We start from the raw sequence: 14562 nt of genomic DNA on the forward strand, positions 1-14562 counted from the left end.
AGTGGCAGCGGAGGCCAAGTCCGCCCTAACGAAAAGAAGGACTTGTTGCAGGCGATGAGCGACCGGGAGTCGATGGAATATGATGTCGTGATCGTGGGCGCGGGGCCGGCTGGCCTGAGCGCGGCGATCCGCCTCAAACAATTGGCGAACGAAGCCGGCCGCGAACTCAGCGTCTGCGTGCTCGAAAAAGGCTCGGAAGTCGGCGCCCACATCCTGTCGGGCGCGGTGATCGATCCCAGGAGCCTCGACGAGCTGCTTCCCGACTGGCGCGAGGACAGTTCGTGCCTACTCGGCCGGGTCCCGGTCACCAGCAACCACCATTGGGTGCTGACCAAGACCAAGAAGTACAATCTCCCGCACCTGATGATGCCGAGCTTCCTCGACAACAAGGGGACGTTCACCGGCAGCCTCGCCAACCTCTGCCGCTGGCTTGCGGGCAAGGCCGAGGAGCTGGGGGTCGAGATCTTCCCGGGCTTCCCAGCGGCGGAAGTCCTCTACAACGACGACGGGTCGGTGAAGGGTGTAGCGACGGGCGCGATGGGCGTTGCCCGTGATGGCAGTCACAAAGGCGACTACCAGCCCGGGATGGAGCTTCACGCCCGCTACACCTTCTTCGCCGAGGGCGCGCGCGGCTCGCTGACCAAGCAGTTGAAGAAGCAGTTCGACCTCGAGGCCGAGTGCCAGCCGCAGGTCTATGGCATCGGCATCAAGGAATTGTGGGACGTCGACCCGGCCAAGCACAAGCCGGGCACCGTCATCCACACTCAGGGCTGGCCGCTCGACGATGCGTGGGGCGGGGGGTGGATCTACCATCAAGACAATCATCAGGTGTCGATCGGCTTCGTAGTCGCGCTCAACTACAAGAACCCGCACCTGTCGCCGTTCGACGAGATGCAGCGCTACAAGCAGCATCCGGCGATCCGCCCGCTGCTCGAAGGCGGGCGCCGCGTTTCCTACGGGGCGCGGGCGATCAACGAGGGCGGGTGGCAGTCCGTTCCCAAGCTCGCTTTTCCCGGCGGCGCGCTGATCGGCTGTTCGGCCGGCTTCGTGAACGTCCCGCGGATCAAGGGCACGCACACCGCCATGAAGTCGGGCATGTTGGCGGCTGACGCCGCTTTCGCCGCCATCGCCGCCGACCGCCGTTCGGATGTTCTCGCCGACTATGAGCCTTCGGTCAGAAATGGCTGGATTGGCGAGGAATTACGCAAGGTCCGCAATGCCGAGCCTGCCGTCGCCAAGTTCGGCGCGACCATTGGCACGATCCTGGCCGGGGCTGACCTGTGGATGCAGCATCTGAAGATCGGTTTGCCGGTCACGATGAAGCATCATCCTGACCACGAGACGCTGTGGCGCCGCGATATCGCCCCGCCGATCGACTATCCGCGGCCCGACGGCGTGATCAGTTTCGACAAGCTGTCTAGCGTGTTCCTGTCGAACACCAATCATGAGGAGGACCAGCCGGTCCACCTTCAGCTCAAGGACCCCACGCTCCCGACCCGGGTCAACCTGCCGCAATATGACGGGCCCGAGCAGCGTTATTGCCCGGCGGGGGTCTACGAATATGTGCTGGAAGGCGGCGCGCCCAAGCTGCAGATCAACGCGCAGAATTGCGTGCACTGCAAGACCTGCGACATCAAGGATCCGTGCCAGAACATCAACTGGGTGACCCCGGAGGGTGGCGGTGGGCCCAATTACCCTAACATGTAGCCTGGCGCTCGCGCTCGCCGCCGCGGCCCCCGGTCAGGCGCGGGTCGACTTCCTCCGTTCGGGTGCCAGCACCTTCGTCGCGGCGCGCGCGGCTGCCACTGCCGGCGACGCGCGTCGGGCGGCGATGCTCTACGCCAGCCTGGCTGCGGCCGATCCGAACGACCGGCTGGCGGCGCGCAGGGCAGTAGGCCAGGCGATCCTCGCCGGCGACATGCCCCAGGCGCTTCGCCTGGCGCAGCGTCAGCCGCGTGACGAGCTTGCGGTCGACGCCCGGCTGCTGATGCTCGGCGAGGCCCTGCGCAAGGGCCGGGTCGACAAGGATATCGGCACCGAATTTCCGCAGCAGTTCGAGTTCATGGCTCCATTCCTCGGGGCGTGGCGGCTGTCCGAGCGGGGACGCTGGCAAGACGCGTTGAAGCTGCTCGATAGCGTGGGGGCGAGCAGCCCGCTCGGCCAGTTCGTTCCCGAGCACAAGGCGCTGATCCTGCTTGCCGCCGGCCGCAGCGCCGAGGCAAGGCCGTTGATCGCCCCGGCTCTGGCGGCTGCGAAAGGCCGTGCCAACCGGCTGCGCATCGCCTTTGCGACCGGTCTGGTGGCACGGGGCGAGCGAGACGCCGGCCTGGCCCTCCTTGCAGGGCGTGACGTCACTCTTCGTACCGCCGCCGCAAGGGTTGGCGCCGAGCGGCGCCCGCGTCTCCCGATCGCTACCGCCGCCGAGGGTCTGTCGGAGCTGGTGGTTGCGCTTGCCGTCAGCCTCGACGCGGAGGACAGCGGTTCACTCCCGCTTGGCCTCGCCCAAGTCGCGCGGCACGCCGATCCACGCAACGAGCAGGCGACACTGCTGACGGGCTTGCTGCTCGATCGCAGCGGGCGCGGGGATGACGGGATCGCCGTGCTGCGCTCCTTGCCCGACAATTCGCTCTTCCTCGCCGAAGCCCGCGACGCCGAAGTGCGGATCCTGCTCGGCGGCAATCGCCAGCAGGAAGCGCTGGCGCGGGCCCGGGCCTTTGTTGCCGGCGGCGATGCGCAGGCCGCTGACTGGCTCCGGCTCGGCGACGTGCTGGAGGCGATGAAGCGCTATGACGAGGCAGCGGTCGCTTATGGCGGGGCAGCCGCAGCGGTGCAGGCGGGCGGCGCGGGACCTGAGCCCTGGTCGATCCATCTGCTGCGCGGAGCGGCGCTGGAGCAGGGCGGCAAGTGGCCGCAGGCGGAAAGCGCGCTGGAGCTCGCTCACAAGCTGGCACCCGACAATCCGGCGGTGCTCAATTATCTCGGCTATGCCCGGCTCGAACGGGGCGAACAGCTCGACGAGGCCGAGGCGCTGATCGCCGAAGCCAGCCGCCGCGCCCCCGACGACGCGTCGATCACCGATTCGCTCGGCTGGGCGCAGTTCAAGCGGGGCAAGGTCGCCGCCGCGATTCTAACCCTCCAGCGCGCCGCCGCTGCTGATCCCGCCCAGTCCGAGATCCACGAGCACCTTGGTGACGCGCTTTACACGGCGGGCCGCAAATATGAGGCGCGCTTCGCCTGGCAGGCCGCCCTGGTCACTGCCGAGGACGATGTCCGCAAGCGCGTGCAGGACAAGATCGGTGCTGGGCTGAACGCGGCGACCGCGGCCCCGTGACCGTTCTTCCAGCGACCGAGATTGCGCCGGCCAAGGTCAACCTTGCGCTCCACGTTCGCCGCCGCAGAGACGACGGGCGGCACGACATCGAAACGATCTTCGCCTTCTGCACCGATGGCGACCGGCTGACGGCGGAGCCGAGCGACGACCTGTCGCTGACCGTTACCGGGCCGTTCGCGGCGATGCTCGACGATGGCAGCGACAATCTGGTTCATCGCGCGGCCACCGCACTCGCTGCCGAGGCACGGATCGGCAAGGGGGTGCGGCTGACGCTCGACAAGCGGCTTCCGGTCGCTTCCGGGATCGGCGGCGGCTCGGCCGATGCGGCGGCGGCGTTGCGGCTGCTGACCTCCCTGTGGGGCATCGACCCTGCGATGGCAGAGCGGATCGCACCGACGCTGGGCAGCGATGTGCCGGCGTGCCTGCTGAGCATGACCGCACGCGGCGAGGGGGCGGGCGACGCGCTGACCCTGGTCGACGCCGGGGTGGCGGGTCGTCCCGTGTTGCTGGTCAATCCGCGCCTGCCGCTGTCGACCGCAGCGGTGTTCTGCGGCTGGGACGGGCAGGACCGAGGCGCGCTCGGCGAGTGGCGCGAGGGTCGCAACGACCTCGAGGCGCCGGCGCGGTCGCAGGTTCCGGAAATTGGCAGCGTGCTCGATTGGCTGCGCTCCCGCGAGGGAGCGGAGACGGTGCGGATGTCGGGCTCGGGTGCGACCTGCTTTGCGCTGTTCGACAGTGAGGAAACACGCGATTCGGCGGCCGCCGCCTGCCCGCCGACGTGGTGGCATCTGGCGAGCTTTCTGCGGTGATCGCTTCTCGCCCGATCCTGACCGCGGCGGCGATGCGAGCGGCCGAGCAAGCCGCCCCATGCGGCCTCCCCGAATTGATGGAGCGCGCCGGTCGCAGTCTGGCCGAGGCGTCGCTGCGCTTCGCCGGGCCGATTCCGGCGCTGGTGCTCTGCGGGCCGGGCAACAATGGCGGCGATGGCTATGTCGCCGCGCGCATACTGCGGGAACGCGGCTGCGAGGTGCGCGTCGCGGCATTGGCCGAGCCGACGACCGATCTTGCGAAGACGGCACGCTTGCAATGGGACGGACCGGTAGAGGCGCTGAGCGAAGCCGAGCCGGCATCTCTGCTGCTCGATTGTCTGTTCGGCACGGGTCTCAAGCGAGCGCTCGAAGAGCCTGTGGTGCAATCACTTTTCCGGTTCGCATATGCTTCGCAGGCGGCCGTCGCGGCCGACCTGCCGAGCGGGCTCGAAGCGGACGGCGGGAAGCTTCTCTCCGCCGTGCCCAGGTTCGACCTGACGGTGGCGTTCGGCGCGCTGAAGCCGGCGCATCGGTTGATGCCGGCAATGCCGTTCATGGGCCGGGTTGTCCGCGCCGACATCGGCATCGACGCGCAGGGCGAGTGGTTCGAGATCGGCGAGCCGGAGCTTCCGCCCATCGCGCCCGACGCGCACAAATACAGCCGTGGGCTGGTCCACTGCCTAGCCGGCGAAATGCCCGGCGCGATCGCGCTCTCGGCACGGGCCGCGGCGCATAGCGGGGCGGGCTACGTCAAAATCTCGACCTCGCTGCCGATACCGGGCCTGCCGCTGAGCGTGGTGCAGGTCGGCGATGCGCAAGTGAACGATCCCAAGATCGGCTGCCTGCTGGTCGGGCCAGGCCTCGGCAACTTGCCGCAATTGCTCACCCTCGCGCTGATTAGTCATCGACCCAAGGTGATCGATGCCGATGCCATCGGCCATGTCGGCGATCCCGGGCGCCTGAAGGGCCAGCATGCCGTGATCACGCCGCATGCGGGCGAATTCGTGCGGCTGTTCGGAGAGCTGCCCGGAAGCAAGGCCGAGCAGGCGCTGGCGGCCGCCGAGGCGTCGGGGGCGGTGGTGGTCTTCAAGGGCCCCGATACATTGGTCGCGGCGCCCGACGGGCGGCTCGGCTTCGCGCCGCCGTCCCCGGCCTGGCTGGCGACCGCGGGGACCGGCGACGTTCTCGCTGGCATGATCGCCGCCCTGCGGGCGCGCGGCCTTCCCGCGTTCGAGGCGGCGTGCGCCAGCGTCTGGCTCCATGGCCGCGCCGCCGAGCGCGCCGGCCCGTCGATGATCGCCGACGACCTGGTTGCACAGCTGTGAGCGAGGTCGTGGTCCGGATCGCGGCGCGCGGTGACGGAGTGACCGCCAGCGGCCGCCACGTGGCGTTCGCGGCGCCGGGTGACGTCGTCGCGGAAGATGGCAGTGTCACGCCCGGCCCGCATCGCCAGGTGCCGCCATGCCGTCACTTTCCGGAGTGCGGCGGGTGCCAGCTCCAGCATATCGATGACGAAGCCTACACCGCCTACCTGATCGAGCGTGTGAGCGGGGCGCTAGCGCAGCACCAACTGGCGAGCGATATTCGTGAACCTCACCTGTCGCCGCCGCGGACCCGGCGCCGGGCGACCCTGCGCGCGATGAAGGCCGGGGGCAGGGTGCTCCTCGGCTTCAATGCCGAGAAGTCGAATCGCATCATCGACCTCGCCGAATGCCACATTCTGCGGCCCGAGCTGTTCGCCCTGCTACAGCCGCTGCGCCGGCTGCTCGGCCTGCTACTCGCTCCCAAGCGTACGGCGGAAATCCACATGACGCTGGTCGACCAGGGCGTCGACCTGCTGCTGAAGGGGGTCAAAGCCGAAGGATTCGAGGCGGCGCAGGGGCTGGTCGACTTCGCCGGCGAGCACAGGCTAGCCCGCCTGAGTCTCGACGAAGGGCTCGGTCCAGAAGCGCGGTGGGAGCCTCAGCCTGCGACGGTGACGCTCTCCGGGCGCCCGGTGCCGCTACCGATCGCGGCGTTCCTCCAGGCGACCGAGGATGGAGAGCAGGCATTGGTTGCGGCCGTGCTGGAGGCGGTCGGAACCCCGGCCAGCTCGGCCGACCTGTTCGCGGGCATCGGCACCTTCGCACTGGCGTTGCCGGGGCGAGTGCTGGCGGCGGAGGCGAGCCGGGATGCCGTGCTCGCGCTCAAGCGGGCAGCCTTCACCATCGCCGCCCAGCACCGCGACCTTTATCGCCGCCCGCTCATGGCCGACGAACTGGCTGGTCTCAACGCGGTGGTGCTCGACCCGCCGCGCTCCGGCGCGGAGGCGCAGGTGGAGCAACTCGCTGCATCGACCGTGCCGCGCATCGCCTATGTCAGTTGCAATCCGGCGACCTTCGCGAAGGATGCGGCGGTGCTGGTGTCAGGCGGCTACCGGCTCGACTGGGTGCGCCCGGTCGGGCAATTCCGCTGGTCCACCCACGTCGAACTGGCGGCCGCTTTCAGCCGCTAGTGCCAGAGACGAAGCCCGGCGTGGATCGTCAGGCTGGCCAGGCACAAAGTCGACAGGGCGAACAGGGTCAACCGGATCGCGACCACGTTGATTATCGCCTGGACGATGCTGTGGACGATGCGAAAGCCGACATAGCCCCACGCCAGCATGACGTTGATCGGATGGTCGAAGCCCATCAGCACCAGCGCCAGCACGATCGCATAGAAGATCGTCGGCTGCTCCATCAGGTGGTTGTAATTGTGCGCCTTCCACTGCGCTTTGGCTTCAGGGCTGCTGTCGAGCGCACTGCCGCGCGATCCGGGCGGAATGGTCTTGAGCGACACGCCCAGGCGCTTGAAGGCGCCGCGCCGGGACACGGCCATCCATACCAGCATGATCAGCGACCAGCCGACCAGCGCGACGATCGGCCCGAGCAATGGACTTGGCTGCACCAATGAAAAACCCTCCCCCGTGTGAGCGGAGGAGGGTCTGTCATAATCAATCGTTACGCAAGCCGAACTTAGTCGAACAGCTTGGCGAACTGGCGCTTGGCGCGCGTCTTCCAGTGGCCGCGGTGATAGGCGTCGCTGGCTAGCAGCGGCAGTACCGAAGTCGCCTCGGCAAACACCATCTGTTCGAGCGCGGTCGAGACCTTGCCCCAGCTGGCGGCTTCCTGGAGCGTCGAGGACGAGCAGGCGCCGTCGCGCACGTCGGCGACGGTGATCTGCACGGCGTACTTGTGAACCTCGACGTCCTCGTGACCGAGGATTTCGGCGCAGACCACGGTGTCCTGCGTGAAGTTCTTCGGCACGCCGCCGCCGATCATCAGCAGGCCGGTGGTGCCGGCCTTTATCTTGATGTCGGTCAGCTCACGGAAGTCGGCAATCGAATCCATCGTCATGTAGCGACGGCCCGCCTTCATCGCGTCAACCTGATGCTTGACCAGGCCGAAGCCGGCAGAGCTGTCGGTGAAGGCCGGGCAGAAGATCGGCACGTCATGCTCGTAAGCGAGCTTGACCAGGCTGTTGTCCTTCTTGCCATTCTCCAGCAGCCACTTGCCCATCTCCTTGATGAACTCACGGCTCGAATAGGGACGCGGCTCTAGGCTGTCGGCGATCTTGCCGATGGTGAAGTCGGTATCCTGCAGCTGTTCTTCGTCAATATAGGTATCGTAGATACGATCGATGTAGAGCGAACGGAGCGTATCATCGTCAGGGATTTCAAGCGCTTGGTAATGCTTGTGGCCAAGCGCTTCGAAGAAATCCATGTCGACGATGGTGGCGCCGGTAGCGACGATCGCGTCGACCATGTTAGAGCGGACGAGCTCGGCATACAGGTCCATGCAGCCGCCGGCCGAGGTCGAGCCGGCAATCACCAGGATGACCGAGCAATCGGGATCGCTCAGCATCTGGTTGTAGATGTCGGTGGCGCGCGCGAGGTCGCGGCTGGTGAAGCTCATCTTGCCCATCGCCTCGACGATCGGGCGGGCATCGAACTTAGTGATGTCGATATGCTCGACGGTGGAGGAGAGCAGCTCCGCCTTGCGGGTGTCGTTGATCTTGGGGGTGTTCATGGATGCTCCAATAGCTCCGTGCGGTCCCCTCCCGCTGACGGAAGGGGCTAGGGGTGGGCGCTTGCCCGCTATTGGCCGTCGTTGTTTACATTGGGGGGACAGGCCCACCCCCGGCCCCTCCCTATGGCGCTCCGACGAAAGTGTACTTTCGTGGGAGCCCCAAGCGGGAGGGGGGTAAACCGTTACAGCTTGACCACGTTGGAACGCGTTTCGGCCGCGACTTCTCCGTAGAGAGAGGCCATCGGTGCATCGGTGACGGTGACCGACCAGCCATTGGCCGAGCCGAAGCCGTTGAACCGCGTCCGCATCGCTGCCCCGTAGGCGCCCAGCATGCCAATCTCGACATAATCGCCAGGCCCGACGTCGGCGGGAAGCTCGAACGGTCCGACCATGTGGTCGAGGTCGTCGCAGGTGGGCCCGTAGAAGCTGAAGCCGTGCGGACGGGTGTCGCTTTCCTCGTCACGAACCAGCCGGACGGGGAAGCGCCAGCCGATGTGCGCGGCGTCGAAGAGCGTCCCGTAGGCACCGTCGTTGATGTACAGCTCGTCACCGCGGCGCTTTTCGACGCGAACCAGCACCGAGGCATATTCCGCGCACAGGGCCCGACCCGGCTCGCACCACAGTTCGGCCGAGTAGCTGATCGGCAGCTTCTCGAACGTTTCGTGGATCACTGCGAAATAGGTTTCGAGCGGCGGCGGCTCCATGCCCGGATAAGACGACGGGAACCCGCCACCGACATCGACGATGTCGACGGTCACCGCCGCCTCGACGATGGCGTCACGGACGCGGGTCATCGCTTCGGCATAGGCCGCCGGAGTCATCGCCTGGCTGCCAACGTGGAAGCAGATACCGAGTGCGTCGGACGCCTGGCGGGCCGCCATCAGCAGCCCCTTCAGCTCCGCCGGATCGGCGCCGAACTTCGATGCCAGGCTGAGCTTGGAATGCTCGGACGACACCCGCACCCGGACGAGCAGGTTAAGGTCGCTCGCCGCAACGCCGTCGGTGGCGCAGGCGGCAGCAATCTTTTCCAGTTCTTCCAGGCTGTCGAGGCTGAAGGTGCGCACGCCGTGGCCATGATAGGCCTCGGCGATCGCTTCCTCGGCCTTGACCGGATGCATGAAGCACAAGGTCGCCTGCGGCAGCGTTTCGCTGACCAGCCGCACTTCGCCGATGGAGGCCACGTCGAAGTGCGTGATCCCGCCGTCCCACAGCACTCGAAGCAGGTCGGGCGAAGGATTCGCCTTGACCGCGTAGAGCGACTTGCCGGGGAACTTCTCGACAAAGAAACGCGCCGCCGCCTGCGCCGCATGAGGGCGCAGGAGCGTGACCGGTTGGACCGGCTTCAGTCGTGCAATGTCAGCCGCACCGGAAGCGACAACGGATTCGGTGCGATCGGAACGGGGCGCTAGCCCCAGCGCGAAGGGGTGATCAGCCAATGCAAGGGACCTCCAAGTGCCTTTCGGCAACGTTTGACGAACAGCTGCCTTGCGGTTGGAAGTCCCATGGGGCAGCGGAGGCGCTACATATGAACGAGCTTCCCTTAACGCAATCTTTTTCCGACGCCTTTTGCGGCTTAGCCGCCGCAGCTTGGCGCATGTCCGCACCGCTTCGGCCAAGCTGTTGATGGGCAAGGACAATCTTCCAACCCGCGAGCAGGTCGTCGAAGCGGGTGAGCGCATCCGCGGGCTGGTGGTGGAGACCCCCTTGCGGCCGCTGCGGCTGGGCGGACACGCAGTGTGGCTGAAATGCGAATCGCTTCAGACAGGCGGGTCGTTCAAGCTGCGCGGAGCGAGCAATCGCCTGGCGCTTTTGAACGAGGCCGAGCGGCGCGCCGGAGTGGTCGCTTTCTCCAGCGGCAACCATGCTCAGGGCGTGGCGATCGCCGCCCGGCGCCTCGGCATTCCGGCCACCATCGTCATGCCCGCGGACGCGCCCGCCCCGAAGGTGGCAGGTACTCGCGAGCAGGGGGCCGACATCGTGTTCTACGATCGGGTCAGCGAGGACCGCGTCGCCATCTCCCACGCGCTTGCGGCCGAGCGAGGCGCCGTCGTGGTGCCGAGCTTCGACGATCCGCACATCATCGTAGGCCAGGGTACCGCTGGGCTCGAGCTGCTGAGCCAGTGCCCGGAGCCGGTGCGGCGAATCATCGTCTGCTGCGGCGGCGGCGGTCTGGCCGCGGGACTCGCCCTGGCGGTTCCGGAAGCCGAGATCGTGGTGGTCGAGCCGGAAGGCTGGGACGATATGCGACGCAGCCTCGAGCTTGGCCACATCGTCCCAGTGCCCGCCGACGCGCGACCGACCGCATGCGATGCGCTACAGACACCTTTGGTCTCGCCGCTCACCTTCGGCGTCCTGCAGGCCCGCGGCGCAACCGGCGTGTCTGTCAGCGAGGACGATGTTCGCGCCGCAGTCCGCTTCGCTTGGCACGAACTGGGCCTAGTCGTTGAGCCGGGCGGCGCCGCGGCTCTGGCTGCAGCGCTGGCCGGCAAGGTCACGCTGGAAGCGGGAACGGTGGTGATGGTGACGGGCGGCAACATGGACCCGGCCACCCACGCGGCGTGGGTCGCCTGATTCGGTTCAGGCGCGGGAGCTGGTGCGATAGGCGCCGGGATCGAGGTGATTCGGTGAGCACAATTCCACGCTGCGGGTCAGCTCTTCGAGCTCGGCAGCAAGGGTCTGGAGCTCCGCGACCAGCGCCTTGGGATCGGCATGATCGAGCCCGCGCGAGGCATCGAGCAGCGTTTCCAGCATCATGGTGATGCAGGGAAGGATGGTGCCCTCGATCCGCTCGAACGCGTCGGCGAGTTTCTGTTGCTGGTCGGCCCCAATCATGACCTCGTCCGATTAGTGCAACATCGGTTAAGAAGCCGTTTCGGGAGCAAAAATGAACCAGACAGCGTCCACCCTCATGTCGATCGTCATGCTGGCGGCCTTCGTGCTGCTGGTGTTCGGCGCCCGCTTCGCGTGGGCCGGCACCTACCGCAAGCAGGGGCTGCTGATGGTGCTAGTCGCCGTCATCCTCGTCGCCAACGTGCTGATCTGGGTGCTGTGACCTAGCGGCCCAGGCGCATGTCGAGATAGCCGTCGACGCTCTTCATCATCAGGTCGAGTTCATTGGCGAAGAAGTGGTTGGCTCCCGGGATGGTGTCGTGATGGATGGTGATGTGCCGCTGGGTGCGCAGCTTGTCGACCAGCTTCTGGACGCTGGCCGGGCTGACCACCTCGTCCGCCTCGCCCTGGATGATGATGCCCGACGAAGGGCAGGGGGCGAGGAAGCCGAAGTCGTACATGTTGGCCGGCGGGGCGATCGAGATGAAGCCCTTGATCTCGGGCCGGCGCATCAGCAGCTGCATCCCGATCCAGGCACCGAAGCTGACCCCGGCGACCCAGGTCTGCTCGGCCTCGGGGTGGATCTGCTGCACCCAGTCGAGCGCGCTCGCCGCATCGGACAATTCGCCGATGCCATTGTCGAACACGCCCTGGCTCTTGCCCGTCCCGCGGAAATTGAATCGCAAGGTCGCGAACCCGCGCTTGACGAAGGTCTGGTAGAGCATCTGCACGATCTTGTTATTCATCGTGCCGCCCGCTTGCGGATGGCTGTGCAGGATCAGCGCAACCGGCGCGCGGGGACGCAGGCCCGGATGGAAACGGCCTTCGAGGCGGCCTTCCGGCCCCGGAAAGATGACTTCGGGCATGACACTCTTTTGCTGACTATGACGGGTGAAGGCGGCGCGCTTATATAGAGGCGAGCCAACAAACAGCAATTGCCAAGGTTTCCGTGAGCCGACCTCGAATCTATCTCGACCATGCCGCGACGACCCCGGTGCTGCCGCAAGCGCGCGCGGCGATGGCCGAGGCGCTGGAGCGCTGGGCCAATCCGTCGAGCCCGCATGCAGAGGGTCGGGCGGCCAAGGCGGCGCTTGAAGATGCCCGCCGTCGGATCAAGGCCGCGCTGGGCTGGTCGGGCGATCTCATCTTCACCGCCACTGCGAGCGAGGCGGCGGCACTCGCCTTTCGCCGCTGCCACGAAGTCGGTCCCAAGCCTGCGCTATCCACCGTCGAGCATGACGCCATCCGCTCGCAGGTGCCCGAAGGGGAAGGCTGGAACCTCCACGTCGACGAGAATGGCCTGCTCGCTCCTGACGGCCTCTCGACCTGGCTGCACCTCGGCGGGCGCGGCCTGATTGCTGTCCAGCACGCCAACAGCGAGACCGGTGTCGTGCAGCCGATCGCGCAGATCGGCGAAGCGGTGGACGCCGCGGGCTCGTTCCTGCTGGTCGATTGCGCGCAAAGCGCCGGCAAGCTGCCGATGCCGCCTGCCGACCTGATCATCGTCAGCAGCAGCAAGGTAGGCGGCCCCCCGGGTGCCGCTGCACTGCTGGTGCGCGACCTCAAGCTGCTGGTTCCCACCGGAGGGCAGGAGCGAGGGTATCGACGCGGCACCGAGAATCTTCCCGCCATCCTCGGGTGGGCGGCGGCGCTCGAAGCGGACGCCTGGGACTTCGACCGGCTCAACCGCCTGCGCGCCCGGCTTGACGTCAGGCTGATGTGCGAAGGGGCCGAGATCGTCGGACAGGGCGCCGGACGGCTTCCCACAATCGGTGCCTATGCGATGGAGCATATGAGCGCGATGGCGCAGTTGGTGCAATTCGATGCGCTCGGTTTCGCGGTATCGGCGGGAAGCGCCTGCTCGTCCGGCAAGGTCAAGACCAGCCATGTCCTCGCGGCGATGGGCGCGCCGCCCGAATTCGCCGACAAGGTCATCCGGGTGAGCTTCGGGCCGACTACCAGCGAGGCGGAGGTTGACGCCTTCGCCAATGCCTGGACCAGCCTTGCCGCCAGCTCGAAAGCGCGCGCGGCATGATCTACCTCGACTATCAGGCGACCACGCCGCTCGCGCCCGAGGTCAAGGCGGCGATGCTTCCGTGGCTCGACCATTTCGCCAATCCGCACAGCCCGAACCGCGCGGGGCGCGAGGCCGCGGCGGCGGTGGAGCATGCGAGGACGCAGGTGGCGTCGCTGCTGCCAGCCGGTGGGCAGCTCGTCTTCACCGCCGGCGCGACCGAAGCACTCAACCTGGCGCTGCGTGGCATCGCGGGACGCGTCGTGACGGTCGCGACGGAGCATGCGGCGGTTCTCGACACGACCGAATGGCTGCAGCGGCAAGGCCGCGACGTCGAGATCCTGCCGGTCGGCCCCGACGGGCGGGTCGATTTCGACCGGCTGCGCGCGGCCTTGCGCACCCCCACCGCGCTGGTCGCGGCGATGCTGGTCAACAACGAGATTGGCGTCGTCCAGCCGGTCGGTGAGATCGCCGCGCTGGCCCGCGAGGCCGGCGCCCTGATGCTGTGCGACGCGGTTCAGGGCTTCGGTCGCCTGTCGATCCCCGATGGTCCCGACCTCATCGCGATCAGCGCGCACAAGATCCACGGGCCAAAGGGGATCGGAGCGCTGTGGATCCGCGATGGCGTCAGCTTGGAGCCACTGATACACGGTGGCGGGCAGGAACGGGGGCTGCGGTCGGGAACGCTGTCTCCGATGCTGTGCGTGGGCTTCGGTGCCGCTGCTGCCTTGGCGGCGGAACGGCGGGAGGCCGATCACGCGCATGTCGAGCAGCTGTGGCTGGCGGCGCTCGACGCGCTTGGGCCCGGCTGGACCCTCAACGGCAGCAGCGAGGACCGTTATCACGGCAATCTCAATGTCCGCTGCCCCGGGCTCGACGCTGCGCGATTGCTGGCGGAGTGCCGCACGATTGCCTTTTCGCTTGGCAGCGCCTGCGCCAGCGGCTCGGGTCGGCCGAGCCACGTCCTGCGCGGGATCGGCCTCAGCGACGCCGACGCGCGGCAAAGCATCCGGCTCGGTTTCGGCCGCTACACGACCTTCGACGACTTGACCGAAGCTTGCACGCTGATCCGGCGCGCGGCCGAGGCGCAGCAACGGTTTGCCGCATGACATTGATACGATTTCTGAGATCCGATGGAGTTCTGGACCGCGAGGTGGAGGCTGCCGAGGGCGACAATCTTCTCGATGTCGCCCAGGCTGCCGACCAGCCGCTCGAAGGCACCTGTGGCAAGGCGATGAGCTGCTCGACCTGCCACGTGATCCTGTCGGAGGAGGACTTCGCGCGACTGCCCGCGGCGGGTGAGGACGAGGAAGACATGCTCGACCTCGCCTACCAGGCGCAGCGCACCAGCCGGCTGGCGTGCCAGGTCCGGGTCAGCGGAGCGACGATGACGGTGAGGATGCCCGGCTGAGCGCGCCGGGCGGTATCTTGGGAGGGTGGGAGCCGGAACGACCCGGGACGAAATCGTTGTGGCTGCTTCCTTCCGGACCTGACCAGGTTGGCGACAATCCCGTCCGCCCGACTCCCGCCGCG

15 protein-coding genes and 1 other RNA gene are annotated in these 14562 nt (G+C 67.3%); 10 read left to right on the forward strand and 6 right to left on the reverse strand.

The features are described from left to right. The first annotated feature begins 54 nt into the window (after positions 1-54). Genes M1K48_RS02535 through M1K48_RS02555 form a run of 5 tightly spaced genes read left to right on the forward strand, consistent with a single transcriptional unit; the run spans position 55 to position 6634 of the window. Positions 55-1707 (forward strand): electron transfer flavoprotein-ubiquinone oxidoreductase, encoded by a 1653-nt coding sequence (locus tag M1K48_RS02535; protein ID WP_249504314.1) that lies wholly within the window; start codon positions 55-57, stop codon positions 1705-1707. Further along, positions 1682-3331, forward strand: a complete 1650-nt coding sequence (locus M1K48_RS02540; RefSeq protein ID WP_249504315.1) for a tetratricopeptide repeat protein — start codon at positions 1682-1684, stop codon at positions 3329-3331. The genes M1K48_RS02535 and M1K48_RS02540 overlap by 26 nt, the downstream gene beginning before the upstream one ends. Continuing rightward, a complete protein-coding gene (locus M1K48_RS02545) occupies positions 3328-4140 on the forward strand; it encodes a 4-(cytidine 5'-diphospho)-2-C-methyl-D-erythritol kinase (protein WP_249504316.1) in 813 nt (270 codons plus the stop codon). Before M1K48_RS02540 ends, M1K48_RS02545 begins: the two co-directional genes overlap by 4 nt. Beyond that, a complete protein-coding gene (locus tag M1K48_RS02550) occupies positions 4137-5465 on the forward strand; it encodes an NAD(P)H-hydrate dehydratase (protein ID WP_319941191.1) in 1329 nt (442 codons plus the stop codon). Before M1K48_RS02545 ends, M1K48_RS02550 begins: the two co-directional genes overlap by 4 nt. After that, positions 5462-6634 (forward strand): class I SAM-dependent RNA methyltransferase, encoded by a 1173-nt coding sequence (locus M1K48_RS02555; RefSeq protein ID WP_249504317.1) that lies wholly within the window; start codon positions 5462-5464, stop codon positions 6632-6634. The genes M1K48_RS02550 and M1K48_RS02555 overlap by 4 nt, the downstream gene beginning before the upstream one ends. On the opposite strand, the gene M1K48_RS02560 is transcribed toward M1K48_RS02555, so the two are convergent. From M1K48_RS02560 to M1K48_RS02570, 3 genes are all read right to left on the reverse strand, one after another. After that, complete coding sequence (locus M1K48_RS02560; RefSeq protein ID WP_249504318.1) at positions 6631-7065, reverse strand: MAPEG family protein; 435 nt, start codon at positions 7063-7065, stop codon at positions 6631-6633. The two genes, M1K48_RS02555 and M1K48_RS02560, sit on opposite strands and share 4 nt — an antisense overlap. A gap of 68 nt (positions 7066-7133) precedes the next feature. Continuing rightward, positions 7134-8186 (reverse strand): 1,9-bis(guanidino)-5-aza-nonane synthase, encoded by a 1053-nt coding sequence (locus tag M1K48_RS02565; protein WP_249504319.1) that lies wholly within the window; start codon positions 8184-8186, stop codon positions 7134-7136. 182 nt (positions 8187-8368) lie between these two features. Next, positions 8369-9622 (reverse strand): type III PLP-dependent enzyme, encoded by a 1254-nt coding sequence (locus M1K48_RS02570; RefSeq protein ID WP_406697034.1) that lies wholly within the window; start codon positions 9620-9622, stop codon positions 8369-8371. Positions 9623-9773: 151 nt separating this feature from the next. Between M1K48_RS02570 and M1K48_RS02575 the strand changes: the two genes are divergently transcribed. Beyond that, the gene (locus tag M1K48_RS02575; RefSeq protein ID WP_249504320.1) at positions 9774-10757 is read left to right on the forward strand and encodes a threonine ammonia-lyase; all 984 of its coding nucleotides are present in this window, start codon (positions 9774-9776) and stop codon (positions 10755-10757) included. A 6-nt stretch (positions 10758-10763) separates the two neighbouring features. On the opposite strand, the gene M1K48_RS02580 is transcribed toward M1K48_RS02575, so the two are convergent. Further along, complete coding sequence (locus tag M1K48_RS02580) at positions 10764-11018, reverse strand: hypothetical protein (RefSeq protein WP_249504321.1); 255 nt, start codon at positions 11016-11018, stop codon at positions 10764-10766. Positions 11019-11070: 52 nt separating this feature from the next. Between M1K48_RS02580 and M1K48_RS02585 the strand changes: the two genes are divergently transcribed. Continuing rightward, positions 11071-11238 (forward strand): hypothetical protein, encoded by a 168-nt coding sequence (locus tag M1K48_RS02585; RefSeq protein WP_249504322.1) that lies wholly within the window; start codon positions 11071-11073, stop codon positions 11236-11238. 1 nt (position 11239) lies between these two features. On the opposite strand, the gene M1K48_RS02590 is transcribed toward M1K48_RS02585, so the two are convergent. Beyond that, entirely contained in the window at positions 11240-11881 is a 642-nt protein-coding gene (locus M1K48_RS02590) for an alpha/beta hydrolase (protein WP_249504323.1), read from the reverse strand. Between the two features lie 83 nt (positions 11882-11964). On the opposite strand from M1K48_RS02590, the gene M1K48_RS02595 reads away from it, so the two are divergent. From M1K48_RS02595 to M1K48_RS02605, 3 genes are read left to right on the forward strand one after another with little or no spacing between them, the layout of a single operon-like run. Continuing rightward, complete coding sequence (locus M1K48_RS02595) at positions 11965-13050, forward strand: cysteine desulfurase family protein (RefSeq protein WP_249504324.1); 1086 nt, start codon at positions 11965-11967, stop codon at positions 13048-13050. Continuing rightward, entirely contained in the window at positions 13047-14138 is a 1092-nt protein-coding gene (locus M1K48_RS02600; RefSeq protein WP_249504325.1) for a cysteine desulfurase family protein, read from the forward strand. Before M1K48_RS02595 ends, M1K48_RS02600 begins: the two co-directional genes overlap by 4 nt. Further along, the gene (locus tag M1K48_RS02605; protein WP_249504326.1) at positions 14135-14440 is read left to right on the forward strand and encodes a 2Fe-2S iron-sulfur cluster-binding protein; all 306 of its coding nucleotides are present in this window, start codon (positions 14135-14137) and stop codon (positions 14438-14440) included. Before M1K48_RS02600 ends, M1K48_RS02605 begins: the two co-directional genes overlap by 4 nt. A 21-nt stretch (positions 14441-14461) precedes the next feature. Here the strand turns inward: M1K48_RS02605 and ffs are convergent. After that, an RNA gene (ffs, locus tag M1K48_RS02610) (signal recognition particle sRNA small type) lies at positions 14462-14559 on the reverse strand. Positions 14560-14562 lie beyond the last annotated feature (3 nt).

The organism is Sphingomonas glaciei, assembly GCF_023380025.1.
GTDB lineage: Bacteria > Pseudomonadota > Alphaproteobacteria > Sphingomonadales > Sphingomonadaceae > Sphingomicrobium > Sphingomicrobium glaciei.